The sequence below is a fragment of the Pseudomonas sp. TSRC2-2 genome, from assembly GCF_049897785.1.
Classification (GTDB): domain Bacteria; phylum Pseudomonadota; class Gammaproteobacteria; order Pseudomonadales; family Pseudomonadaceae; genus Aquipseudomonas.
This window is the reverse complement of record NZ_JAFCWZ010000011.1, coordinates 1-21,711: the sequence shown is the minus strand read 5'-3', so window position 1 is coordinate 21,711 and position 21,711 is coordinate 1. Positions and strand designations below refer to the sequence as shown.

At 59.8% G+C, this 21,711-nt stretch carries 26 protein-coding genes; 11 read left to right on the top strand and 15 right to left on the bottom strand.

The window, feature by feature from the left end; genetic code table 11:
• Positions 1–3: 3 nt before the first annotated feature.
• The gene (locus ACP7D9_RS21420) at positions 4–696 is read right to left on the bottom strand and encodes a hypothetical protein (protein ID WP_101155613.1); all 693 of its coding nucleotides are present in this window, start codon (positions 694–696) and stop codon (positions 4–6) included.
• Positions 697–949: 253 nt separating this feature from the next.
• Between ACP7D9_RS21420 and ACP7D9_RS21415 the strand changes: the two genes are divergently transcribed.
• The 5 genes from ACP7D9_RS21415 (at position 950) to ACP7D9_RS21395 (ending at position 5,504) form a co-directional block, all read left to right on the top strand.
• Positions 950–1,630: a response regulator gene (locus ACP7D9_RS21415; protein ID WP_101155615.1), complete on the top strand. Its 681-nt coding sequence runs from the start codon at positions 950–952 to the stop codon at positions 1,628–1,630.
• Positions 1,630–2,952, top strand: a complete 1,323-nt coding sequence (locus tag ACP7D9_RS21410; protein WP_426159548.1) for an ATP-binding protein — start codon at positions 1,630–1,632, stop codon at positions 2,950–2,952. The genes ACP7D9_RS21415 and ACP7D9_RS21410 overlap by 1 nt, the downstream gene beginning before the upstream one ends.
• Positions 2,953–3,155: 203 nt before the next feature.
• Positions 3,156–3,677 (top strand): GNAT family N-acetyltransferase, encoded by a 522-nt coding sequence (locus tag ACP7D9_RS21405; protein WP_426159547.1) that lies wholly within the window; start codon positions 3,156–3,158, stop codon positions 3,675–3,677.
• Positions 3,678–3,783: 106 nt separating this feature from the next.
• Positions 3,784–5,196 (top strand): aspartate aminotransferase family protein, encoded by a 1,413-nt coding sequence (locus ACP7D9_RS21400; protein ID WP_101155621.1) that lies wholly within the window; start codon positions 3,784–3,786, stop codon positions 5,194–5,196.
• Positions 5,197–5,279: 83 nt separating this feature from the next.
• Positions 5,280–5,504, top strand: coding sequence for an MbtH family protein (locus ACP7D9_RS21395; protein WP_041478467.1), 225 nt, complete (start codon positions 5,280–5,282; stop codon positions 5,502–5,504).
• A 127-nt stretch (positions 5,505–5,631) separates the two neighbouring features.
• Here the strand turns inward: ACP7D9_RS21395 and ACP7D9_RS21390 are convergent, their stop codons facing one another.
• From ACP7D9_RS21390 to soxR, 10 genes are all read right to left on the bottom strand, one after another.
• Positions 5,632–6,537 carry a metal ABC transporter substrate-binding protein gene (locus tag ACP7D9_RS21390; RefSeq protein WP_313000034.1) on the bottom strand — a complete coding sequence of 302 codons (906 nt, stop codon included), beginning with the start codon at positions 6,535–6,537 and terminating at the stop codon, positions 5,632–5,634.
• Complete coding sequence (locus tag ACP7D9_RS21385) at positions 6,538–7,437, bottom strand: metal ABC transporter permease (RefSeq protein ID WP_007917717.1); 900 nt, start codon at positions 7,435–7,437, stop codon at positions 6,538–6,540.
• The gene (locus ACP7D9_RS21380; RefSeq protein ID WP_426159546.1) at positions 7,437–8,288 is read right to left on the bottom strand and encodes a metal ABC transporter ATP-binding protein; all 852 of its coding nucleotides are present in this window, start codon (positions 8,286–8,288) and stop codon (positions 7,437–7,439) included. Before ACP7D9_RS21380 ends, ACP7D9_RS21385 begins: the two co-directional genes overlap by 1 nt.
• The gene (locus tag ACP7D9_RS21375; protein ID WP_101155627.1) at positions 8,285–9,214 is read right to left on the bottom strand and encodes a metal ABC transporter substrate-binding protein; all 930 of its coding nucleotides are present in this window, start codon (positions 9,212–9,214) and stop codon (positions 8,285–8,287) included. Before ACP7D9_RS21375 ends, ACP7D9_RS21380 begins: the two co-directional genes overlap by 4 nt.
• Before the next feature lie 35 nt (positions 9,215–9,249).
• Entirely contained in the window at positions 9,250–9,825 is a 576-nt protein-coding gene (locus ACP7D9_RS21370; protein WP_426159545.1) for a DUF6162 family protein, read from the bottom strand.
• The gene (locus ACP7D9_RS21365; protein WP_101155631.1) at positions 9,822–10,160 is read right to left on the bottom strand and encodes a hypothetical protein; all 339 of its coding nucleotides are present in this window, start codon (positions 10,158–10,160) and stop codon (positions 9,822–9,824) included. Before ACP7D9_RS21365 ends, ACP7D9_RS21370 begins: the two co-directional genes overlap by 4 nt.
• Positions 10,157–10,699 (bottom strand): hypothetical protein, encoded by a 543-nt coding sequence (locus ACP7D9_RS21360; protein ID WP_041478472.1) that lies wholly within the window; start codon positions 10,697–10,699, stop codon positions 10,157–10,159. Before ACP7D9_RS21360 ends, ACP7D9_RS21365 begins: the two co-directional genes overlap by 4 nt.
• Positions 10,696–11,895: a PepSY-associated TM helix domain-containing protein gene (locus tag ACP7D9_RS21355; RefSeq protein WP_426159544.1), complete on the bottom strand. Its 1,200-nt coding sequence runs from the start codon at positions 11,893–11,895 to the stop codon at positions 10,696–10,698. The genes ACP7D9_RS21360 and ACP7D9_RS21355 overlap by 4 nt, the downstream gene beginning before the upstream one ends.
• 213 nt (positions 11,896–12,108) lie before the next feature.
• Positions 12,109–12,567: a VOC family protein gene (locus ACP7D9_RS21350; protein WP_426159543.1), complete on the bottom strand. Its 459-nt coding sequence runs from the start codon at positions 12,565–12,567 to the stop codon at positions 12,109–12,111.
• Positions 12,568–12,678: 111 nt separating this feature from the next.
• Positions 12,679–13,131, bottom strand: a complete 453-nt coding sequence (soxR, locus tag ACP7D9_RS21345) for a redox-sensitive transcriptional activator SoxR (RefSeq protein ID WP_426159542.1) — start codon at positions 13,129–13,131, stop codon at positions 12,679–12,681.
• A gap of 93 nt (positions 13,132–13,224) precedes the next feature.
• On the opposite strand from soxR, the gene ACP7D9_RS21340 reads away from it, so the two are divergent.
• From ACP7D9_RS21340 to ACP7D9_RS21320, 5 genes are all read left to right on the top strand, one after another.
• Positions 13,225–13,578, top strand: a complete 354-nt coding sequence (locus ACP7D9_RS21340; protein ID WP_101155639.1) for an antibiotic biosynthesis monooxygenase — start codon at positions 13,225–13,227, stop codon at positions 13,576–13,578.
• A gap of 111 nt (positions 13,579–13,689) precedes the next feature.
• On the top strand, positions 13,690–13,959 hold the full coding sequence (locus ACP7D9_RS21335) for a hypothetical protein (RefSeq protein WP_101155641.1): 270 nt from the start codon (positions 13,690–13,692) through the stop codon (positions 13,957–13,959).
• A 102-nt stretch (positions 13,960–14,061) separates the two neighbouring features.
• Positions 14,062–14,676 (top strand): LysE family translocator, encoded by a 615-nt coding sequence (locus ACP7D9_RS21330; protein WP_426159541.1) that lies wholly within the window; start codon positions 14,062–14,064, stop codon positions 14,674–14,676.
• Between the two features lie 205 nt (positions 14,677–14,881).
• Positions 14,882–16,048: an aminotransferase class V-fold PLP-dependent enzyme gene (locus ACP7D9_RS21325; RefSeq protein ID WP_426159540.1), complete on the top strand. Its 1,167-nt coding sequence runs from the start codon at positions 14,882–14,884 to the stop codon at positions 16,046–16,048.
• 68 nt (positions 16,049–16,116) lie between these two features.
• Positions 16,117–17,925: an aminopeptidase P family protein gene (locus ACP7D9_RS21320; protein ID WP_426159539.1), complete on the top strand. Its 1,809-nt coding sequence runs from the start codon at positions 16,117–16,119 to the stop codon at positions 17,923–17,925.
• 51 nt (positions 17,926–17,976) lie between these two features.
• Here the strand turns inward: ACP7D9_RS21320 and ACP7D9_RS21315 are convergent, their stop codons facing one another.
• Complete coding sequence (locus ACP7D9_RS21315) at positions 17,977–18,573, bottom strand: 2-hydroxychromene-2-carboxylate isomerase (RefSeq protein ID WP_101155649.1); 597 nt, start codon at positions 18,571–18,573, stop codon at positions 17,977–17,979.
• A gap of 40 nt (positions 18,574–18,613) precedes the next feature.
• Positions 18,614–19,342: an SDR family oxidoreductase gene (locus tag ACP7D9_RS21310; RefSeq protein ID WP_426159538.1), complete on the bottom strand. Its 729-nt coding sequence runs from the start codon at positions 19,340–19,342 to the stop codon at positions 18,614–18,616.
• Positions 19,343–19,433: 91 nt separating this feature from the next.
• On the opposite strand from ACP7D9_RS21310, the gene ACP7D9_RS21305 reads away from it, so the two are divergent.
• A complete protein-coding gene (locus ACP7D9_RS21305) occupies positions 19,434–20,003 on the top strand; it encodes a TetR/AcrR family transcriptional regulator (RefSeq protein ID WP_426159537.1) in 570 nt (189 codons plus the stop codon).
• Here the strand turns inward: ACP7D9_RS21305 and ACP7D9_RS21300 are convergent, their stop codons facing one another.
• Complete coding sequence (locus ACP7D9_RS21300) at positions 20,004–20,285, bottom strand: hypothetical protein (RefSeq protein ID WP_041478482.1); 282 nt, start codon at positions 20,283–20,285, stop codon at positions 20,004–20,006. It lies immediately after the preceding gene.
• 168 nt (positions 20,286–20,453) lie between these two features.
• Complete coding sequence (gene rhtA / locus ACP7D9_RS21295) at positions 20,454–21,341, bottom strand: threonine/homoserine exporter RhtA (RefSeq protein WP_101155655.1); 888 nt, start codon at positions 21,339–21,341, stop codon at positions 20,454–20,456.
• Positions 21,342–21,711 lie beyond the last annotated feature (370 nt).

Here is a 21,711-nt window from a genome sequence, read left to right as displayed (position 1 = left end):
CAATCAGTCGCGCAGCAGGCCGGGCCAATTATCCTCATTGATTGTTCTGGGGCCGGAAACCAGTCGGTCGGATTGAATGTTGTAGGTCAAATATTGATTGTTGGTGAGGAAGATGTACCAGTAGCTGTCCGCGAATGTCCGGTCATTCTGTGCTGCTGTGATGATTCGGTCTTCATAGGGTTTCAGCGCGCCCAGTTGATATTCGCCAAACCGGTTGCGGGTAAGGGTCCTGGCTCTGTAGTTGAACGATAGATAGTGTCCGTCATCAAGAATAAAGCGGAACAGGAAAGGGTGGCCGGTAAGTTGAAACCAAGTGCCGGCGATGATCCTGTCAAAATACGGAAGGATCGGTTTCCAGACAGAGTCGGCAACCTTGTAGAACGCAGCAACCTTATCGTTATCCTGGTCATATTTGCACACCATCGGGGTTGTGCCCTGATAGAAGAACAACCAGGCGATGTCCTCGTCACTTGCGGTATTCCAGCCGAACGAAGTGGTAGTCAAGCCGAAGCGCAGGTCTTTTGTATAGGGGTCGAAAGTGTCCCAACTGCCTGCGGTGGAGGCTGGGTAATTGGCTGATACGCTATTGTTTCCCAGATCAAAGCGCGAATAAGTGTCGGTATTCTTGAAGAAGAAATAAATCCGATCGGGGCCGGAGCGCCAGTCTATGGCGACGAAGTTGTTCAGGTTGCTCACGTTTTAAGTCCATTTAAATGCGGATTGAAAGTTGCAGGCCGAAGCTAAATGAAGTCATCTATTCGATAAAGTCCGCAATTGTTTCCGGATGGGTAACCCGAACCACAAGAGTTTTGGCCCTCTGCCTCGCATCCGTCGCCGATACGCGATAATTCGCTATGTTCGCCTGCAGCTTTGCGAACTCGATATGTACCGCCATAATTGCGCCTTAATCCTCGGCTGTTTCACTCGCGTTTTTGTCCACGGAGCCCCCATGCACGTACTGGTTTGCGAAGACGATGAGCTGATCGCCAGTGGCATCGTCGCCGGGCTCACGGCGCAGGGCCTGACCGTCGAGCACGTCAACACGGCATCAAAGGCGCGGGCGATGCTCAAGGTCGCCGAGTTCGACGTGATGGTGCTCGATCTCGGTCTGCCTGACGAAGACGGCCTCAAGCTGCTGCAGCAACTGCGCAATCACGGTCTGGAAATTCCGGTGTTGATTCTCACTGCTCGCGATTCAGTGACTGATCGTGTCGACGGTTTGCAGGCCGGCGCCGACGACTACCTGCTCAAGCCTTTTGACCTGCGCGAACTGTTTGCTCGCCTGCAAACCTTGTTGCGTCGAGTCGCCGGACGCAGCGTCAATCTGATCGAACATGGCCCGCTCACCTACGACCCAAGCAGCCGGGAAACCCGACTGGCCGGGCAACCGGTGGACTTGTCGCGGCGTGAGCAGTCACTCTTGCAGGCGTTGCTGCACAATCGTGGCCGGGTGCTGTCCACCGAGCAGTTGAAGGACAGCGTCTACGGCTTTAACGATGAGTTGGAAAGCAACGCGCTGAACGTGCATATCCACCATCTGCGCAGCAAGCTCGGCAAGGGCATCGTCGAAACCGTGCGCGGTCTGGGCTATCGGCTCGGGCCCGCCGACGGCGCAGAGCAAGGCAAGTGATGAGTCTGCGCCTGCGGCTGAGCCTGACGCTCGGCACCGCGTTCGCGCTGATCTGGGCGCTGGCGGCGGCCTGGATGCTCAGTGATTTGCGCAATCAGATGATGTTCTCTCTCGACCAGCGTCTGGTTGCCTCGGCGCGCATGGTCGCCGGGCTGCTCGAGCAATTGCCGGCGCTGCCGAGCAAGGGCGAGGGCACGCACTTCAGTGCCGAACAGCTGAATATTCCCGGCGGTATGGCCTGTCAGGTCAGTTCGTTGCGCGGGGAAATCCTTGCCCGTAGCCACAACAATCCCGAACAAGCGCTGGAAGCGGAAAAAATGGGCTTCCACGATCAGATGATCGACGGTGCGCCGTGGCGCAGTTTTACCCTGGCTCGTGGCGATGTGCGCATCACTACGGCAGATCGGCAGATCGAGCGTGAAGCCTTGAACATGTCGATTCTGCTCGCCGCTTCGGTACCAGTCGGTGTGGCCTTGCTCGGTTGTTTGTGCCTGCTGTGGCTGGGCATCGGTCAGGGCCTTGCACCACTGAATCGCCTGCGCGAAGCACTGATGCGGCGCAATGCCGATTCTCTTGAACCGTTGCAGTTGCAGGCATTTCCCAGCGAGTTGAAGCCGTTGCTGGAAACCCAGAACCAGTTGTTCCAGCGCATCGGCAAGACCATCGAGCGTGAACGTCGCCTGACCGGTGACGCCGCGCACGAATTGCGCAGTCCGCTGACGGCCATCAAGACCCACCTGCAAGTCGCGCGCATGACCGATGGCAGCGCCCGCGATCAGTCGCTGGCGCGCGCCGAGGAGGGCGCCGATCGCCTGCACCGCACCCTTGAACAGTTACTGTTGCTGGCGCGGGTCGAAGGCAGTCTGTCGTTCGATGACGGCTCGCAGTGCAGCGCCGAGCAGGTGGCCAGACTGGCGATTCAGGACGCCACGGGCGGTGAACGGCTGCGGATCAAACTGCATGTGCCGGATGACCTGCCTGCCGCTCCGGTGCAAATGCCTGCGGTGCTGGCAATTGCTGCGCTGCGCAACCTGCTCGATAACGCCTTGCGCCATACGCCGGAAGATTGTGCGGTCGAGGTCAGTCTTGAAAGCATTGGCGCTCGCGTGCGTTTTGTCGTGCGCGATCATGGCCCGGGCATTGCGCCGGATGACATACAGCATCTGACTCAGCGGTTCTGGCGCAACGGTCAGAGCACCGGCTGCGGGCTGGGTCTGGCGATTGTCCAGGCGATTGTCCAGCGCTGTGACTGTGCCCTGCATTTCGACAGCCGCGCGGATGGCTTGCGGGTCGAACTGACCATGCCGTTGCAACCTCTCTGACCGCACCGCCCTGCGCAGGAGCTGCCGAAGGCTGCGATCTTTTGATTTTGCTTCAAGATCAAGATCAAAAAATCGCAGCCTTCGGCAGCTCCTACAGAATTGCTGTTCCGGCACATCAAATGTAACTTCTCGGCGTTCGCTATCCGCCAGGGTCGGGGCTAAGGTCAACCCAGCTTTGACTCAATGGATTGAGGGAACTGCGCATGGAAGCACCCGTCTGCATACGTCCGGCCACACTGGCCGACGCCGGCATTATCAACCGCATCGTCGAACGCTCGATCCGCGTCGGATGTGCACTCGATCACCGCAATGATTCGTCGATCGTCAGCGACTGGGTCAATCAGTCCACCATCGATGTCATCAGTAGCCGGCTCGCCGCTCCACACATTTGTCTCTGCGTCGCTTTGCTTGAAGACAAACCGGTGGGTGTCGGCATGGCCGAGGCAAGTGGCGATATCTTGCTGTGTCACGTCCAGCCGGAGTCCTTCCGCCGAGGCGTCGGCCGGGCGCTGATGCAGAATCTTGAGGGCTGGTTGCGGATTCGCGGGGTGCAGCATGTGCACCTCAACAGCACCCGCACCGCTGCGGCGTTCTATCGGCATCTGGGGTATCAACAAGCAGCGCCACCCGTCATCTCCTGCGGCTTGCAGACCTTGCTGCTGCACAAGCCGTTGCCAGCCCCCACCGGACAACTCGATCAAGGGTGTAAATCCTTTCCTCGCTGAAGCGTTTCCAGAACAGGAAAACCTGCAAGTGCGCCCCGCGACCGGAACGCGCACCTGTCGGTGTGCTGTTTTGGTCATTATCCATAGCGAATTGAGGGGTCGAGAGATGTCAGTCGCCACCAGCCTTATCGAAGCGTCGTCGGCCCGGGTCGCCTCGGCGCCGGCGGAAACGTTATATGAATTCAACGAATCACCCCTGCTGACGCGTCAGAGCCGGCAGGAGTCCAATGCGCGCAGCTATCCGCGCCGTATCCCGCTGGCGCTCAAACGTGCCAAGGGCTTGTATGTCGAGGACGTTGAGGGGCGTACGTTCATCGATTGCCTGGCTGGGGCCGGCACGCTGGCGCTGGGGCATAACCATCCGGTCGTGATCGAAGCGATCCAGCAGGTTCTCGCGGACGAGTTGCCGCTGCACACCCTCGACCTGACCACGCCGGTCAAAGATCGATTCGTCCAGGACCTGTTCGGCCTGCTGCCGACGGAACTGGCGGCGCAGGCGAAAATTCAGTTTTGCGGCCCGACCGGTACCGACGCGGTGGAGGCAGCGCTGAAACTGGTGCGCACTGCCACTGGCCGCAGCACCGTGCTGTCCTTTTCCGGTGGCTATCACGGCATGAGCCAAGGTGCGTTGAGCCTGATGGGCAGCCTGGGGCCGAAAAAACCGCTGGGTGCCTTGCTCAGCAGTGGCGTGCAGTTCATGCCGTTTCCCTACGATTACCGTTGCCCGTTTGGCCTCGGTGGCGCGGCTGGAGTCAAAGCCAACCTGAGTTATCTGGAAAACCTGCTCAACGACCCCGAGGCGGGCGTGCAATTGCCGGCGGCGGTAATTGTCGAGGCGGTGCAGGGCGAGGGCGGGGTGATACCGGCGGATGTCGAGTGGTTGCGCGGCTTGCGCCGGATCACCGAAAAGGCTGGTGTAGCGCTGATCGTCGATGAGATTCAAAGCGGATTCGCCCGTACCGGAAAGATGTTTGCCTTTGAACATGCGGGCATCGTTCCGGATGTGGTGGTGCTCTCCAAGGCCATCGGCGGCAGTCTGCCGCTGGCGGTGGTGGTTTACCGCGACTGGCTCGACACCTGGCAACCGGGCGCCCATGCCGGCACGTTCCGTGGCAATCAAATGGCCATGGCCGCCGGTTCAGCGGTGATGCGCTATCTCGTGGAGCACAAGGTTTGCGAGCACGCCGCCGCCATGGGTGATCGACTCAGTGAACATCTGCACATTCTGCAACGCGACTTCCCGCAACTGGGCGATATCCGTGGGCGCGGCTTGATGCTTGGCGTCGAACTGGTGGACCCGAATGGTGCGCCTGATGCGCTTGGTCATCCGCCGGCCTTTGGGCGTCTGGCGCCACTGGTGCAGCGTGAATGCCTCAAGCGTGGCCTGATTCTGGAGCTGGGCGGCCGCCATGGCGCCGTTGTGCGCTTCCTGCCGCCGCTGGTGATTACCGCAGCGGAAATCGACCGGGTGGCCGAGATCTTCGGTCGCGCATTGGCCGCCGCCACCGCCGCGCTGTAAATTTCTTCACGCGGCGAACGTTCTTTCTACATACCCCGGCTGCATCCGTTGTGCAGCCGACCTTACAACGATGGAGAACCAGCATGACGTCAGTATTCGACCGCGAGGACATCCTCTTTCAGGTCGTGGTCAACCACGAAGAGCAATACTCGATCTGGCCCGATTACAAAGCCGTACCAGAAGGCTGGCGCACCGTGGGCAAGAGCGGCTTGAAGAAGGAATGCCTGGCCTACATCGAAGAAGTCTGGACCGACATGCGCCCGTTGAGCCTGCGCCAGAAGATGGATGCACAAGTCGCGGCGCAATAAGCGACCGCGCAAAAAAACCGCTGAACCAGTGATGGTCAGCGGGTTTTTTCATGTCCTGGATTTTTATTTTCTGCAAACCCTCATCGTTGGCTTGCCTGCGATGAACGATGACTCGGCATCAGCCTGACTACGCTCCGCTCAACCCCTTGAGCAACAGATCCACATTAGCCTCCAGCTCCGCCAGCGGATCCCCCGCATCGGTACTCAACACCACCAGTCGGCTACCGGATTCAGCAATCGCCGCTTTCACTGGCTCCGCTGGCTGACGATGGTGCAGCACTACCGCCACATCGTTGTCCTTGAGCGTCGCTGTCAGCTTTTTCAAATCTTCCGATGTCCACTCGGCATCGGGCCGCGCGTCCTGTCCGGCCAGTTCAAGATTGAGGCTGCCAATCAGATAGCCGAAGTGATCGCTCAGACTCAACACACTCAGATTGTCCGCCTCGGCCAGACGCGCTTCGGTGTCGGCGCTGAGTTTCAGCAGACGTTGTTTCAGCGCCGCCAGGTTGGCCTCGATCGCAGGCTTGGCGCTTGGTGCCAGGCGCACCAGATCGGCGGCCATCACGTCAGCCATGCGCCCCATGTTGTTACTCGCCAGCCATGGCTGGCTGTTCAAGCCATCCACCTGCAGGCCCGGTTGCACGGCGATACCGGGCAGGGCGCCGTCGACCGGACGGGCAGCGTCGACTTCGACGATACGAATATTGCTGCGCCGCGCGAAAGGGTACAGCGGGTCATCCGCCCACAGCGATCGCAGACCGATCACCGCGTCCGCGTCAGTGGCCAGTTTGCTCAGCGCCGGCGCCCCACGGCCGCTGAAATACGCGGTCTGGCGGCTGCCGGGCAGGTTGGCCGGGGCTGCGCGTTCAAGGTCGACATCGGTGCCCTTGAGCAGCGCTTCGCCCAATCCATAAGTGATCGGCAACGAGGCCAGCACGCGCAAGGGTTTCGCACTTTCAGCAGCCAGAGACGGAGTGCAGACCACGCCACACAGGGCCATGGCCAGAGTCAGGTTACGCAGTGAAAAAGCCATTTATCCAAGGTTCCCTTTCAGGCTGGGGACGACGCCGCGCGCAATGGCGGCGAGGGCAAAAGCGATGCCGGCGACGAGAATGATCGCGGCGCCGGACGGAATCGGCAGGTCGAACACGATTGGTGCAAGAATCCCGCACAGCGTGCTCACGGTGGCAATCAGCACCGAACACCAGAAAAATCCTTTGAGTGACTGACTGAGCAAACGCGCCGCCGCCGCCGGGATCACCAGCAAGGCACCGACCAGAATCGCGCCGATCACCTTGACCGCCGCGACAGTGATCAGCGTCACCAGAATCACGAACAGGTAATCCAGCGTCTTGACCGCTACGCCACGCACCGCCGCCAGTTGCGGGTTGAAACTGGCGAGCATGATGCGGTTGTATAGCGGCAGGGCGAGGGCCATGACCAGTGAACCGACGATGGCCAGGACCGCCAGATCATTGCCGTTGACGGTCAGCACCGAACCGAACAGCACGTTTTCCAGAATGTGCACATTGATCTTGCCGGCGAGAATCAGCAGCAAGCTCGCGCCCAAGGCGAGCGATACCGAGAGAAACACGCCGATCAGCGTATCCGGTGCCAGCCCGGTGCGGTTGCGCAGGTAATTGAGCAGGATGCCGAACAGCAGGCAGTAACCGAACAGACTGCCGTATGGGCCGGTATAGGGTTCGCCGAGCAGAATGCCGATGGCCACACCGGTCAACGCGGCATGGCCGACCGCTTCGGAAAAGAACGCAAAGCGCTTGACCACCACCAGCGTGCCGAGCCCGCCCAGCACCGGGCCGATCAGCAGGCCGGCAAGCAGGGCATTGACGACAAAGCCGTAGGCCAGCGCTTCGGGCAGATAACCGGAAGATGCCCAGCCCTGGACCATCAGACGAAAGGCTTCATAGCTCATCAGACAGCGCTCCGTGGATGGGTGGAAAACAGTGTCAGCAGACGTTCCGGCGTCAGCGCCTGTTGCGGTGTGGCATCGAACAGCACGCGGCGGTTGAGACCGGTAACCCGATCGGCCAGCCGACCCACCGCTTCCAGATCATGCTCGATCCACAGCACGGTGATGCCCGCTGCGCGCCAGTCAGTCAGCAGGCGTTCGAACACCTGAATCCCTGCCTCATCGAGGGCTGACATAGGTTCGTCGAGCACCAGCAATTGCGGCGCCGGAATCAGGCCCTGCGCGAGCAGGACCCGCTGGCGCTCACCGCCGGACAGCGCGCCCATGCGCCGCTTGCGCTTGTCCTGCATGCCGACGCGCTCCAGCGCCTCGCCGATGGCGCCGGCGTAGTGTTTGCTCAAACCGAGAAAGGCCGGGCGGCGCTGGCACATGGTGGCCATGAAATCGTCGACGGTCATCGGCAGGCCGCGATCGAACTCCAGCGCCTGCGGGACGTAACCGGTGGTGCCGGGCTCGCCAGGCCAGCGCAGGCTGAGCTGGCCCTGATGCGGCATCTGCCCGAGCAGGGTTTTGATCAGCGAGCTCTTGCCACCGCCGTTGGGGCCGACCAGCGCATGCACGCTGCCGGGCTGCACCTGGAAGCTGACATTGTCGAGAATCGTCGTGCGCCCCAAGGTCAGGCTGATAGCCGCAAACTCCAGCGCCGGCCCGTTTTTCCCCTGTGGGGGCGAGCTTGCTTGCGAATGCGGTGTGTCATTCAGCGAAGATGTTGGCTGATCCGGTACCTTCGCGAGCAAGCTCGCTCCCACAGGGTTCTCTGCGTGATCGGCGGGGAGGGTTTGTTTCGACGTCATGCCCCGGACTCCTGAATCGCCCGAACCACGGTGTTGAGGTTGCCGGTCATTTCCTTTTCGTACTTGTCGGCGGTGTATTCGCCATAGGAAATGTGCGACAGCGGATAGAGCTTCACCCCGGATTCGCGCTGGATGGTGTCGACATAGCTGGAAGGGAAATCCATCTCGGAGAAGATCACTTTCACGTCGAGTTCACGCAACTGATCGATGGTTTTCTTCAACTGACTAGGGCTTGGTTCGATGCCGTGAGCAGGCTCGACCACAGCTGTCACTTCCAGGCCGAATTCGCGCAACAGATAGTCGTAAGCCGCGTGCACCGTGGCCACGCGCAGTTCGGCGTTCGGTGCCTGGGTCAGTTTGGCCAGAGCGTCGGCGCGCATCTGCCGCAGGCGTTTGCCATAGGCGCGGGCGTTCTGGGTGTAGGTCTTGGCGTTGTCCGGGTCGAGTTTGCCCAACTCGCGGGCGATGTTGTTGACCTGGGCGATGGAGGCGCTGATCGACAGGAACGTGTGCGGGTTGACCACTTTGCCAGCGCCGCGCGCAGCGACACCGGTGGCTGCGAGCAATGGCACGTTTTCGTTGGCTTCGATGGTTTTGACATTGGGTGTTTCGCTGGCGGCGATCATTCGGTCGGCGAAGTCGTCATGGCCGACGCCGTTGAGCACGATCACGTCCAGGCCGCTGATGCGCTTGATGTCTTCGGCGCGCGGCTCGTAGGCGTGCGGGTTGAAGCCGGCGGGAATCAGCGGCACCACTTCGGCCTTGTCGCCGACGATATTGGCTACATAGCTGTAATACGGATGCAGGGTGATGCCGATACGCAGGCGTTTGCCTGGCTCGGCACCGGCCAGCGGGCTCAGCAGGCAGGCGCACAGGCCAAGCAGAAACAGGCGTAACAATGGACGGCGAGGCGATGAAATGGACATGGGCAAGCAGTCTTCTCTCGGATAAAGGCGAGGAATCAATGGCGATGTTCGCGGGTAACCCCGGCATCGAATTGCGCGACGATCTGTTTCCAGCCAGCGGCAGACAGCGCGGCGTCGGACAGATCCACCGCCGGCGCGGGATCGGCGCTGCGGTTCAGCCAGATGTCCGGCGCCGCGTTGGCGTCGGCACCGACACGCATCAGAAACGAGCCGGCGACATCAGGCGTCGCGCTACGGCCCAAATAGGCGTTGTCGGCGAGCATTTGCCACGCATGACCGCCGCGGCTGATCGAACTGGCATCCAACGCGAACGGCGCAAAGCCTTCATCGGCCAGCGTCTGTGGCGTCGGCAGGGCTTTTTGCTCTTCGCGCAGCAAACGGACTTCGTCGAGCGTCACCCGCAGGTCGGCATAGATGCCTTGCTCGGCGGCGCTGAGGTCGCGGCGGGCGTCGTACTGGTTGCTGGCGACCGGCTCCGGTTCATGGGAAACCCCGCGCCACGCCACCACCGAGCCGGCGACCGCGAGGATCACCAGGCACAACAGCAGCACATTAAGGGTTTCATGACCGGCGCCGGCCGGGCGTACCACTTGAGTTGTCGGGGTACTCATGGGGCTTCGATATCCGCCTGGTCGATTTCCACTACGTGGCCTGGGCCGGCGTCGAACAGCACATAGAATTCACTGCCGGGCTTTTTAAAGGTCAGCGTCGAGTCGTCGCCCAGTTTGCCCGGCACGAGAATGGTTTCGTCGTAGCCGATCACATCGAGGGTCACGCCCGGCGCGCCGCTGCCGTCGGAAAAACCGCCGGTGCATTTGATCTGTTCGGCATCGATGGCTTTGCATTCGCACATCGGGTTGTGCGCCAGGGCGCTGGCACTGAAACCGGCGCTCAGCAGCAGCGCGGCGCTGGCGAGCAAACGGGTATGAAGGGGTGAGCGAGTCATGGTTTGGCTCCTTGTTTGTTCAGCCACGCAACCGTGGCGGGGGAGGCTTGGCTCAGGGGAATCGCGGCCTGGTGCATGCTGCCGTCCCAGCCTTCCATGGTGATCCACAGCTCGGCGTCAGGTTTGGTCTTCGCCGGGATCGGCATTTGCGTGCCCATGCGATAAGGCGTACCGAAGAAGATCGTGCCGGCGGCGCGCAGACTGCGCGGTTTGCCGATGCGCAGGTAAGTGGCCTTGACCTGTTCGACACAGCTGTCACAGACGGCGGCAGTGAAGTCCTTCATGTAACCGGCCGGTCCGCTCAAGTGCGGCGCCTCTTCGCGTAACTCCGCCAGACGCAGGCTCCACGGACCGACCTGAACGGTGCCTATTTCCCGTTGACCCAAGCCACTGTCGCCGCGAAACAGCGAAGCATCGGCAAAGTATTTCGGCATGAAGCCCAGCGGAATCAGCAACAGCAGCACATTGATGTGGAAGCGCCACTTGTGCCAGAAACGCGACAGGCGCGACGGCGGTGTGACCGAAATGGCTTTGTTCACAGGCTGGCCTCCGAAGGTTCACGGCGCAGCGCCGGCTGGGCGGTGACGCGGTTTTTCTTGTCCTCGCGTTTCAGCGCATTGGCGGTGGCCAGTGCGGTGCGCTTGGTCCAGATGAGCAGGCCGCTGAGGATCATCATGCTCAGCAACAGACCGAAGAAGAACCAGATCAATTTGATCCAGATCCCACCGAAGTCGCCGGTGTGCAGCGGGCGCATGGATTCGGTGACGAATTCCAGCGAGGACCGATCGGACAGCAACCTTGATGAGGCCATTTCGCCGTTGTACGGGTTGAGAGTCGCGGTCTGGTACATCAGCGGATACCAGCCACGGCCGCTCACGCTCATGTGCGAGTAGGCGTTGCCCGGCAGGTTGACGTAGCTGGCTTCCAGCCCGGGAATCTTCTGCTGGGCGATTTCGATGGCGCGGTCCAGGCTGATGCGCGGCGGCGGGGTGCCGGCGGCCGAGATCGGTACGCTGTCGCGCGACATGGCCGGAATGATCGGCTCGCTGGAAATGGAGATCTGGTTATCGAACAGGATCGCCTTGATCAGGAACCAGATGCCGGTGATGGAAATTACCGCGATGAACCAGATCGACCAGATGCCGCACAGACGATGGAAGTCGCCCCAGAAGATCCGCGCGCCATGGCGCACGCGCAGGGTCGGGCGCAGAAAACCTTTCCAGAAGCGTTTGTAGACCACCAGCCCGGTAATCAGCGAAACCAGCATCGGCACGCCGAGCAACGACACCAGATACCAGCCCCAGCTGTAGCCATTGGTGAACGGCACCAGCCACCAGCCGTGCAGGGCGCGGGTAAAGGCCTTGAAATCGAAGACCGGCGCGGCGCCCTGGATGACCCCGGTGTACGGATTGACGTAGACCGTCAATGAGCGACCGTCGGGGTAGCTGACTTCGACGTCGAGGGCGAAGTGCGACTCGTCCGGGCGGTTGATGCTCTGCACCAGGGTTTGCGGTTCGGCCTGTTTGATCGCCGCGAGGATCTGGTCGTAGCTCAGTCGCGGCGCATCGTCCGACGGCTGACTGGCGCGCATTTGCGGGTTGGCCAGCCAGACAATTTCCTGGCTGACCACCGCCAGCGTGCCGGTGACGCAGACGATCAACACAAAGAACCAGATCGGCAACGCCAGCCAGCTATGCACCAGGAACCACAGTTTGGAACGGGATTTCTTCGACATGATTGCGCGTCTTGATTGCGGTGGAAGGGGCCGGGCTACGGGCTTCGTAGCACGGGACTCCCCGGGAGGCCGTTCGTGGCTTTTGCCTACGCGAACGGCCTGCATTCCTATAAGACGGATGAGCGAAGAAAATCCCGAAAGCGGATATGAAAGCAAATGTTTCGCAATTACATCGGCGAGGTGTTTTTGCCAGCCGATCCAGGGCACAAGTGCTCAGCTTTGGCTGAACATTTCCATGGCGCGTTGGCGAATCTGCTCTTCGCTCAGATCCTCCTTGTGCGTGGCGAGAAACCACAGATGCCCGAACGGGTCTCTCAGCGTCCCGCTGCGGTCACCGTAAAACTGGTCTTTTACCTCCGATACGCTTTGCGCCCCGGCATCCAGCGCCTGTTGGAATGACTGGTCGACATCGGTGACATACAGGTGCAAGCCGATCGACACCGCCTGCTCAGGATTGCTCAGCGGACCTTGATCGCAAGGCGTGCCAAGCATGATCGCGCTGTCACCGATGCGCAGCTCGGCATGGCCGATATTGCCGTCGGGCATGGTCAGGCGCATGACTTCGCTGGCATTGAAGGCTCTCCTGTAGAACTCAATGGCCTCGGCGGCCTGTTGGATGCCCAGGTACGGGGTAATGCTGTGATACCCCTCAGGAATGGGTTTGACGCTCATGACGTTCTCCCTGTTTTTGTTTTCAACAGATGTGGTTGCTCCGGATCTGCCCGGAGCAATCACTATAGAACCGTCCCTGCAGCGCAGATTTTCCGCCGACGAGCAGCGTTATCACTCCTCGCCAAAGTGCGGGCCTGGCCCTTGGTCACCGAGCGCGTCGCCTTTATTGCGCAATGGACACGCCTTCATCGACAGGCAACCGCAGCCGATGCACCCGGTGAGCTGATCGCGCATTAGCGTCAGTTGCCTGATTCGTTCGTCGAGCTCCCGCTGCCATTGTTCAGACAACATCTTCCAGTCGGCTGCCGTTGGCGCTCGATCCTGCGGCAGGATCTTCAGCGCTTCGCCGATTTCCGCCAGCGGTATTCCCAGCCGTTGCGCGACTTTGATCAACGCCACCCGGCGCAGCACGGCACGCGGATAACGGCGCTGGTTGCCAGCGTTGCGTTCACTCTTGATCAAACCCTTGGCTTCATAAAAGTGCAGCGCCGTGACCGCGACGCCGCTGCGCGCCGCAACGTCCCCAACAGTGAGAGGCTTGTGCACCTGGTCTTTGCTGATCATGCTGAAAATGCTCTTGACCTTGACTTAACTGGAGGTTTTACCCTGCAGCTCTTCGGGTCGCAAGGCTCGCTTCAAGATGAGTGGGGGTTTTCCATGAGCAATCGCAGCTTTACCCAATTGATCGAATTCGAAATCGAACCCCGTCAGCAAGCGGCGCTGATCTCGGCATTGGCGACGCAGACCGAGCGTCTGGCGCAGCGTTACGACGGATTTCTCAGCGCCAGCGTGCAGGCCAGCGACGACGGCCGTCGCGTGTTGAGCTTTTTGCAATGGCAAAGCCGCGAAGCGGGGGAGGCGGCGTTTCACACTTTCGAAAGCGGTGAGCAGGATTTCTGGCAACTGATCCGCACCCATCGGGCGAAAACAGTGACCTTCAATTCGTTCCAGGTGCACAGCAGCATTGCCCGCAGCCACGACGATGCGCTGCATTGCCGTTTGCCGGGTTAGCCGTTGTTAGCGCAAACCTGATAGCCACTATTGAGAGCGTTGATTTCTGCGCGAGCGTGCCCGGGCGTAGCCTTTCTCCATCGACCCCACATTGCTCGCCAGGACGCTCCCATGAACCGTTTTCTGACTGTTTCGCTGATGCTCGCTGTTTCCGTTCTTGCTGGCTGTGCCAGCCATGTTTCGCCAGAGCTGCGCCCTTACACCGCTGAAGAATCCCGCGAACTGGCGCTGGAAGCGCTGAACCGCAGCGGTTTGTCGTTCGACGAATACCATGCGAAAAAAGCCCAGTTGCTCGGCCAGCCGCAGAAGACGTTCGGCTTCGATCAACAAGGCGAGATGAGCGCCGAACGTGCCATACAGCTGCACGGTCGTCCAAGCTGACAGCAAACTGTACTGCTTGAAGTTTTTCCTAACTGTCCGTGGGTTTGCCGGGCGGCGTGGGATAGGGTCAACACCTGAATGACCCCGGGATGGAACGCCTCGATGAATCTCTCGCTTGATCTGCTGTTGGGCTTTGCCCTGTTTGCCCTTGTCACCTCGATCACACCGGGGCCGAACAACACCATGTTGCTGGCGTCCGGGGTCAATTTCGGTTTCAACCGCACCATTCCACACATGCTCGGCATCAGCTGCGGCTTCTTTCTGCTGGTGGTGGCGGTGGGCTTTGGTCTTGGCGCGGTGTTTCAGGCCTATCCGATTCTTTACACGGTGCTGCGTTATGTCGGCGCGGCGTACTTGTTGTACCTGGCGTGGAAAATCGCTCATTGCGGCCCGGTCGGCGACAGTGCCGTCGGCGAGGCTAAACCGATCAGCTATCTGGGCGCCGCGGCGTTCCAGTGGGTCAATCCCAAGGCGTGGATCATGGCCATCGGTGCCATCAGCACGTATACGCCGATGCAGGGTTACTTCTACAACGTTGTGATCATCGCGGCGGTATTCGCCATCATCAACCTCCCAAGTGTTGGCCTGTGGGCGGCATGCGGCACGCTGTTGCGCAATGTGCTCAAAGAGCCGCGCTGGTTGCGCGTGTTCAATTGGGGGATGGCGGCGTTGCTGGTGATCTCGCTGTATCCGTTACTGCTCGAAAGCTTTCACTGACGCATTGCTTCAATCGCCGGCCCGATGCCTGTTAAGCTCGGTTTCAGGAGCGTTCCTACGCACTTTTAAATGAAGCCCTACTTCTTTAACGGCATCCGATCAGGTATTGATGACGCTCTCGAACCCATGCACAGCTCACGAGGCTATGCATGGTCATTTGCAGACACGAGCCTCCTGATCCCGGAACACGCTCTGCGAGTCCTTTATGAACACACGTCCGTTGTATTTCGATTACGCCGCCACCACCCCGGTGGACGAGCGGGTCATCCAGGTGATGATCGAATGTCTGGGTTTTCACGGTAACTTCGGTAACCCGGCGTCCAGTTCCCACGCTTTCGGCCAGCAGGCCCGGCAGACGGTCGAGCAGGCACGTCGGCAAGTCGCCGATCTGGTCGGCGCGCAGCCTGAGCAGATCGTCTGGACCTCCGGTGCGACCGAGTCCAACAACCTCGCGCTCAAAGGCGTTGCCCAGGCCCGTGGCATCTCGGGCGGCCATATCATTACCAGCCAGATCGAACACAAGGCCATCCTCGATACTGCCCGGCAATTGCAGGATTCAGGCATTGCCGTGACTTATCTGGTGCCGGACGCCGAAGGCTTGATCACCCCGCAAGCGGTCAGCGAAGCGATGCGTGACGACACCTTTCTGGTGTCGCTGATGCTCGTCAATAACGAGCTGGGTACGCTCAACGATGTCGAGGCGATTGGCGAAGTGGTGCGCAGTCGGCGCGCGCTGTTTCATGTCGATGCCGCGCAGGGCGCTGGCAAAGTCGCGATCGATTTGAGTCGCTGGCCGGTCGACCTGATGTCTTTTTCCGCCCACAAACTCTATGGCCCCAAGGGCATCGGCGCTTTGTATGTCGGCGCGCAGGCGCAGCAACGTCTGCAAGCGCAGATCCATGGCGGCGGTCACGAAGGTGGCTTGCGCTCCGGCACGCTGGCGACTCATCAGATTGCCGGGATGGGCGCAGCGTTTGCATTGGCCGCCGCCGTATTCGATGAAGAGAAGAAATCGATTGTCGCTTTACGCGAGCGCTTGCTCGAGCAACTGTTGAGTTTGCCCGGCGTGCGCCTCAACGGCAGTGCCTCGCAACGTATTGCGCACACCCTGAGCCTGACCTTCAGCGAAGGCGATTTCAACAGCGCCGCGTTGAGCCATTCGATCGCATTTTCTGCGACTTCCGCGTGTAATTCCGCGAGCAATGCGCCGTCCCACGTGCTGTTGGCGTTGGGGCACGATGCGCGACTGGCAGGGCGCACCATTCGCTTGAGCCTCGGGCGGTTTACCACCGTCGAGGACGTCGACAGGGCCGTCGAAATGATTACTACCGCTTGCGCCAGTGCCCCGGCATTCTGGGCGACAGGGCTTTAAACAGCCGAGGCTTTCCATGGCCGAGAAGGCTGCGAACAATAATGATGACGCGATTAGCAGGAGACATGATGAGTTCCCACACCTTGACCGAAGGATCGGTGCCTCAGCGCTTGGCGCATACCCGTGAGCTGATGCGCCGCGAAGGCATCCATGCGCTGCTGGTGCCGTCCGCCGACCCGCATCTGTCGGAATACCTGCCGGGTTACTGGCAGGGCCGGCAATGGCTGTCGGGTTTCCACGGTTCGGTCGGTACGCTGATCGTCACTGCTGATTTCGCTGGGGTCTGGGTTGACAGCCGGTACTGGGAGCAGGCGACCAAGGAACTGGCCGGCAGCGGCATCGAACTGGTCAAGCTGCAACCGGGGCAGCCGAGCCCGCTGGACTGGCTAGCCGAGCAAACCCCCGAGGGCGGTGTGGTGGCGGTCGATGGCGCGGTAATGGCAGTGGCTTCAGCGCGCACGCTGAGCAGCAAACTCGAAGCAGGCGGCGCTCGCCTTCGCACAGATATCGATTTGTTGCAGGAAATCTGGCGTGATCGTCCAAGCCTGCCTGACGCGCCGATCTATCAGCATCTGCCGCCGCAAGCGACCGTCAGCCGTGGCGAGAAGCTCGCTAAATTGCGCCAGACCTTGCAAGAGCGTGGCGCCGACTGGCATTTCATCGCCACCCTGGATGACATCGCCTGGCTGTTCAACCTGCGCGGCGGTGATGTTTCGTTCAATCCGGTGTTCGTTTCGTTTTCCCTGATCAATCAACAGCAGGCGACGCTGTTCGTGGCGCTGAGCAAGGTCGATGCCGATCTGCGCGCCGTGCTTGAACAGGATGGCGTGACCCTGCGGGACTACAGCGAAGTAGCCGATGCGTTGCGTGCTGTACCAAGTGGCGCGAGCCTGCTGGTCGATCCGGCGCGAGTGACCACAGGTTTGCTGGATAATCTGGACAGTGGCGTAAAACTGGTCGAAGGCTTGAACCCGACCACGTTGGCCAAATCGCAGAAAAGCGAGGCCGACGCCCAGCACATCCGTAAAGCGATGGAGCAGGATGGCGCGGCGTTGTGCGAGTTTTTCGCCTGGCTGGAATCGGCATGGGGGCGCGAGCGCATCACCGAACTGACCATCGACGAGAAACTCACCGCTGCCCGTGAGCGTCGTCCCGATTACGTTTCCCTGAGCTTCAACACCATCGCCGCGTTCAACGCCAACGGTGCGATGCCGCACTATCACGCTACCGAAGAAGAGCATGCGCTGATCGAGGGTGATGGTCTGTTGCTCATCGATTCCGGTGGTCAATACCTCGGCGGGACCACAGACATCACGCGCATGGTCCCGGTGGGGACGCCGACGCAAGACCAAAAGCAGGATTGCACGCGCGTGTTGAAAGGCGTGATTGCCTTGTCGAGGGCACGATTCCCCAAAGGCATTCTGTCACCGCTGCTCGACGCCATCGCCCGCGCGCCGATCTGGGCTGACAACGTCGACTACGGGCACGGCACTGGTCATGGCGTGGGTTATTTCCTCAACGTGCATGAGGGGCCGCAGGTGATTGCCTATCAGGCTGCACCAGCGCCGCAAACGGCTATGCAGCCGGGGATGATCACTTCGATCGAACCCGGCACTTATCGTCCAGGCCGCTGGGGTGTGCGCATCGAGAACCTGGCGATGAACCGCGAGGCCGGCAGCAGCGAATTCGGCGAGTTCCTCAAGTTTGAAACCCTGACGCTGTGCCCGATCGATACCCGTTGTCTGATTGCAGAGCTTTTGACGCAAGAAGAGAAGCAGTGGCTGAACGACTATCACCGCGAAGTGCATGAGCGTCTGAGCCCATTGCTTGAGGGGGCGGCGCTGAGCTGGCTGAACGAGCGCACTGCGGCCATTTGATCGACTTGCCCAAGGCACTGCTCACAGTGCCTTGGGGCTTGGGGCTTGGCTTCAATCCTGGCGCAATGCCTCTTCTACGAAGTCGAGTCGATCCTGACCGAAGAACAACTGATCGCCAATGAACATGCTGGGGGCACCGAAAACGCCGCGCTTGATGGCTGTCTCGGTGTTTTCCTTGAGGGCGGCTTTGACTGACTCGTCGTTGGTCAGCGCCATTATCTCTCGGGGATCGAAGCCGTTTTCAGTCAGCACCCCGGCAATGGTTTGCGGGTCGTTGAGGTTACGGCCGTCCACCCAAAGCGCCCTGAACAGGCAGTCGACGAACTCCCCGAAACGCTGCGGCTGGTACAACTGCATGCCAGTGACGGCACGCATCAACATCAGCGTGTTGATCGGAAAGTGCGGATTGAATCTGAGCTGGACGCCGTAGCGCCTGGCGAAGCGATCGAGGTCCTGGAACATGTAGCGACCCTTGGCCGGAATGACTGCTGGCGAAGCGTTGCCGGTGGCTTTGAACACGCCACCCAACAACATCGGGATGTAGACCAATTCACTCTGGGTTTCGGCGCAGATTTTCGGTAGCTGGGTGTGCGCCAGATACGTAGTGGGGCTGCCGAGGTCGAAAAAGAACTCCACGGTTTTCGTCATGATCAAGTTGCTCTTATTGTTGTAATCAGGAGGGGAGGGCTTACCAGCGTTCATTCCATGGGCGCAGGTCCAGTTCGAAGGTCCACGCATCCCGTGGCTGACTGTGCAGATACCAGTAATTTTCAGCGATGTGCTCTGGATTGAGAATGCCGTCCTGGTCCCTGGTTGCGTATTTTTCGGGAAAGCTGTTGCGAATGAAATCGGTGTCGATCGCACCATCAACCACAACATGGGCAACGTGGATGTTCATCGGCCCCAGTTCCCTGGCCATGCTTTGCGCCAGTGCGCGGATGCCATGTTTGGCTCCGGCAAAAGCGGCGAATCCTGCAGCACCGCGCAGTCCGGCAGTGGCTCCGGTAAACAGAATCGTGCCGCGCTGACGGGTCACCATACGCTTGGCCACTTCGCGGGCGTTAAGGAAACCTGAGAAGCAGGCCATTTCCCAGATCTTGAAATATTTGCGTGCGGTTTCTTCGAGAATACTGCACGGCACGTTGGCGCCGATGTTGAAGACAAAGGCCTCGATAGGACCAACGCGGGTCTCGATGTCTTCGATGAGAGCGATGACGTCTTCTTCCTTGCGCGCATCGCAGGCAAAACCATGAGCCTCACCGCCCTCAGCGATGATTGCGTCAACCAATGGCTGCAGTTTGTCGGCGCTGCGCCGGGTCACGCAGGCAATGAATCCTTCACTGGCAAAACGCTTGGCAATCGCCCCGCCCGTGGCGTCGCCTGCCCCGACAACCAGCACGACCTTCTTGTTATTCATGGGTGAATCCCTTTGGGTTAACGATCGTTTAGTTAACGAACGTTATGCTAGGATTCGGACAGCGTCAAGGCGATCTATATCGGGAGAGGGCATGCGTTATTCAGCTGGACACAAATCGGAAACCCGCGAAAAGCTGCTGCAAAGCAGCGCGTTGTCGGCAAAGAAATCGGGGTTTTCCACGGTGGGCGTGGATGGCCTGATGAAAGCCATCGGTTTGAGTGGGGCCGCGTTCTACAGCCATTTCTCCTCCAAGGATGCCTTGTTCGCTGCCATCGTCGAGCGAGAGCTGAGTGAGAGTCTTGAGCGCCTTGGTGGGCAGGGCGGTGCAGATCGGCAGCGGCTGGAGCGTTGTCTGAAGCAGTACCTGAGCATGGCCCACGCCGAGCAACCTGAGGTCGGTTGCGCGCTGCCGTCATTGGGCGCGGAGATTGCCCGTGCCGATGTGCAGGTGCATGAGCAGGCTGAAGAATGGATTTGCCGTCTTCAGCAGGGCTGGGCTGAGATACTGGAAAGCGAGAGTCTGGCTTGGTCGGTGCTGTCGCAATGCGTGGGTGCATTGGTGGTCGCGCGAATGCTGGCAACACCGGACGTGCAGCGTACGGTGTTGCGCTCGAGCCATGAGGAAATTACGCGTCAGCTCACTTCGCCACGAGCCGAGTAGTTATTTGCAGATGACGATCATGCTGCGGCTGGTATAACCGGCGGGGTTCAAGCCGAACGGATAATCGCCTGGTTCTTCCACAGCATCGCCGGATTTGGCGATCACCTTGTAACCCTTGGGAGCGCAGGAGTTGGCGGCGCTGGTGTAGCACTTGTCCCATGAGGATGAAAGTCCGGAACAATTGATATGCAGCCCTTTCTTGCCGCGCTTGACCTGCGTTTCCGAGGTCGCTGCGCAACTTGCGATCGCCAGCAAGGCGATCATTAGCAAAATTCGTTTCATTACCATCCTTAATAGCGGCCGCGAGTCTGTTGCTCGGGTCTGCCTGTATTCGCTCGCGTTTTCAGCGTTGTGCCGTCCTTTGCGAAAAAATCCATGCCTGGCGATGGGTTACGGGGATAAACATGGCCTAAATAAGCGCCAATTACCAGACCCACTTCTTATTACGCTTCAGTCGGCAGCGACAGCAGGCTTTGCACCGCTGCCCATGGTCATCGTCGCACCCACGGAAGCCAGGATAATGCACAGGATGGCCAGCCATTGTGACAGGGAAAGGTATTCCTGAAGAAAAAGCAGTCCTGATAGTGCGCCGAACGCTGGTTCGATACTCATTAAAGTGCCGAAGGTGCGTGCGGGCATTCGAGTGAGGGCCACCATTTCCAGGGTGTAGGGCAGGGCGGTAGACAGAATGGCGACTCCGATAGCGACGGGAATCAGTGATGGTGTGAGCAGCGCAGCGCCGGCATGAATGATGCCGATCGGCGCCACGAACAGCGCGGCGATCATCACCCCCAATGCTGCAGTGGTCACACCGTTGTCGGCGCCGGCCTTCTGTCCAAACAAAATGTATAGCGCCCAGCAGACTCCGGCCCCCAGCGCATAACCCGCGCCGACCAGATCGATCCCTGCAGTGGTGACGCCGGTTGGGATCAATAAAAGCAAGCCGGCTGCAGCAAGCGCGATCCAGACAAAATCGATGGCGCGGCGGGAGGCATATATAGCTACGGCCAGAGGGCCGGTGAATTCCAGCGCAACGGCGATGCCCAGTGGCACTGTCCGCAATGACATATAGAAGAGGAAATTCATCCCGCCCAATGCCATTCCGTAGACGATCACCGTACGCAGGGACTTGGCGGTCAGCTTTGCACGCCATGGGCGAAGCAACAGCAGCATGATCACACTAGCGAAGATTAGGCGAAGGGTGGTGGTCCCTTGTGCTCCGATAATTGGGAACATGCTTTTCGCCAACGAAGCGCCGGACTGGATGGATGCCATGGCTATCATGAGCAGGCCAACCGGGAACAAACTGGAGGCAAGGGAGCGGGGTTGGTCATTCATTACAGGGCAGCATCCAAATAAAAGCAAAAGTGTTGTTATGGTAGTGGGCAATATACTGCGCACTGGAGAGAGTCGCGTCTATATATAGGAGACGTTTTTGTTTATTTGAAAGAAAAGCGAAATTAACGGTTGACGGCAAATTCCAGAGGTCTATAATTCGCCCCACTTCCGGCGCAGTCGAAACGGAAAACTCCTTGAGATTCAAAGAGTTATGCAGTTTTCGACAGCGGCTTGCTTCGGGTCATCGAAGTCTGGAAGGAGTTGAAAGAGCAATGATGTGTAGCTCTTTTAACGGTTCGATCTTCTCGGTCGAAAGCGGAGAAAAAGAGGTGTTGACAGCAGCGATTAACGCTGTAGAATTCGCCTCCCG

What these genes read in the sequence shown, in the direction of transcription:
- ACP7D9_RS21415 (WP_101155615.1), top strand. Translation starts at nt 950, where the DNA reads ATGCACGTACTGGTTTGCGAAGACGATGAGCTGATCGCCAGTGGCATC.
- ACP7D9_RS21410 (WP_426159548.1), top strand. Translation starts at nt 1,630, where the DNA reads ATGAGTCTGCGCCTGCGGCTGAGCCTGACGCTCGGCACCGCGTTCGCG.
- ACP7D9_RS21405 (WP_426159547.1), top strand. Translation starts at nt 3,156, where the DNA reads ATGGAAGCACCCGTCTGCATACGTCCGGCCACACTGGCCGACGCCGGC.
- ACP7D9_RS21400 (WP_101155621.1), top strand. Translation starts at nt 3,784, where the DNA reads ATGTCAGTCGCCACCAGCCTTATCGAAGCGTCGTCGGCCCGGGTCGCC.
- ACP7D9_RS21395 (WP_041478467.1), top strand. Translation starts at nt 5,280, where the DNA reads ATGACGTCAGTATTCGACCGCGAGGACATCCTCTTTCAGGTCGTGGTC.
- ACP7D9_RS21390 (WP_313000034.1), bottom strand. Translation starts at nt 6,537, where the DNA reads ATGGCTTTTTCACTGCGTAACCTGACTCTGGCCATGGCCCTGTGTGGC.
- ACP7D9_RS21385 (WP_007917717.1), bottom strand. Translation starts at nt 7,437, where the DNA reads ATGAGCTATGAAGCCTTTCGTCTGATGGTCCAGGGCTGGGCATCTTCC.
- ACP7D9_RS21380 (WP_426159546.1), bottom strand. Translation starts at nt 8,288, where the DNA reads ATGACGTCGAAACAAACCCTCCCCGCCGATCACGCAGAGAACCCTGTG.
- ACP7D9_RS21375 (WP_101155627.1), bottom strand. Translation starts at nt 9,214, where the DNA reads ATGTCCATTTCATCGCCTCGCCGTCCATTGTTACGCCTGTTTCTGCTT.
- ACP7D9_RS21370 (WP_426159545.1), bottom strand. Translation starts at nt 9,825, where the DNA reads ATGAGTACCCCGACAACTCAAGTGGTACGCCCGGCCGGCGCCGGTCAT.
- ACP7D9_RS21365 (WP_101155631.1), bottom strand. Translation starts at nt 10,160, where the DNA reads ATGACTCGCTCACCCCTTCATACCCGTTTGCTCGCCAGCGCCGCGCTG.
- ACP7D9_RS21355 (WP_426159544.1), bottom strand. Translation starts at nt 11,895, where the DNA reads ATGTCGAAGAAATCCCGTTCCAAACTGTGGTTCCTGGTGCATAGCTGG.
- ACP7D9_RS21350 (WP_426159543.1), bottom strand. Translation starts at nt 12,567, where the DNA reads ATGAGCGTCAAACCCATTCCTGAGGGGTATCACAGCATTACCCCGTAC.
- soxR (WP_426159542.1), bottom strand. Translation starts at nt 13,131, where the DNA reads ATGATCAGCAAAGACCAGGTGCACAAGCCTCTCACTGTTGGGGACGTT.
- ACP7D9_RS21340 (WP_101155639.1), top strand. Translation starts at nt 13,225, where the DNA reads ATGAGCAATCGCAGCTTTACCCAATTGATCGAATTCGAAATCGAACCC.
- ACP7D9_RS21335 (WP_101155641.1), top strand. Translation starts at nt 13,690, where the DNA reads ATGAACCGTTTTCTGACTGTTTCGCTGATGCTCGCTGTTTCCGTTCTT.
- ACP7D9_RS21330 (WP_426159541.1), top strand. Translation starts at nt 14,062, where the DNA reads ATGAATCTCTCGCTTGATCTGCTGTTGGGCTTTGCCCTGTTTGCCCTT.
- ACP7D9_RS21325 (WP_426159540.1), top strand. Translation starts at nt 14,882, where the DNA reads ATGAACACACGTCCGTTGTATTTCGATTACGCCGCCACCACCCCGGTG.
- ACP7D9_RS21320 (WP_426159539.1), top strand. Translation starts at nt 16,117, where the DNA reads ATGAGTTCCCACACCTTGACCGAAGGATCGGTGCCTCAGCGCTTGGCG.
- ACP7D9_RS21315 (WP_101155649.1), bottom strand. Translation starts at nt 18,573, where the DNA reads ATGACGAAAACCGTGGAGTTCTTTTTCGACCTCGGCAGCCCCACTACG.
- ACP7D9_RS21310 (WP_426159538.1), bottom strand. Translation starts at nt 19,342, where the DNA reads ATGAATAACAAGAAGGTCGTGCTGGTTGTCGGGGCAGGCGACGCCACG.
- ACP7D9_RS21305 (WP_426159537.1), top strand. Translation starts at nt 19,434, where the DNA reads ATGCGTTATTCAGCTGGACACAAATCGGAAACCCGCGAAAAGCTGCTG.
- ACP7D9_RS21300 (WP_041478482.1), bottom strand. Translation starts at nt 20,285, where the DNA reads ATGAAACGAATTTTGCTAATGATCGCCTTGCTGGCGATCGCAAGTTGC.
- rhtA (WP_101155655.1), bottom strand. Translation starts at nt 21,341, where the DNA reads ATGAATGACCAACCCCGCTCCCTTGCCTCCAGTTTGTTCCCGGTTGGC.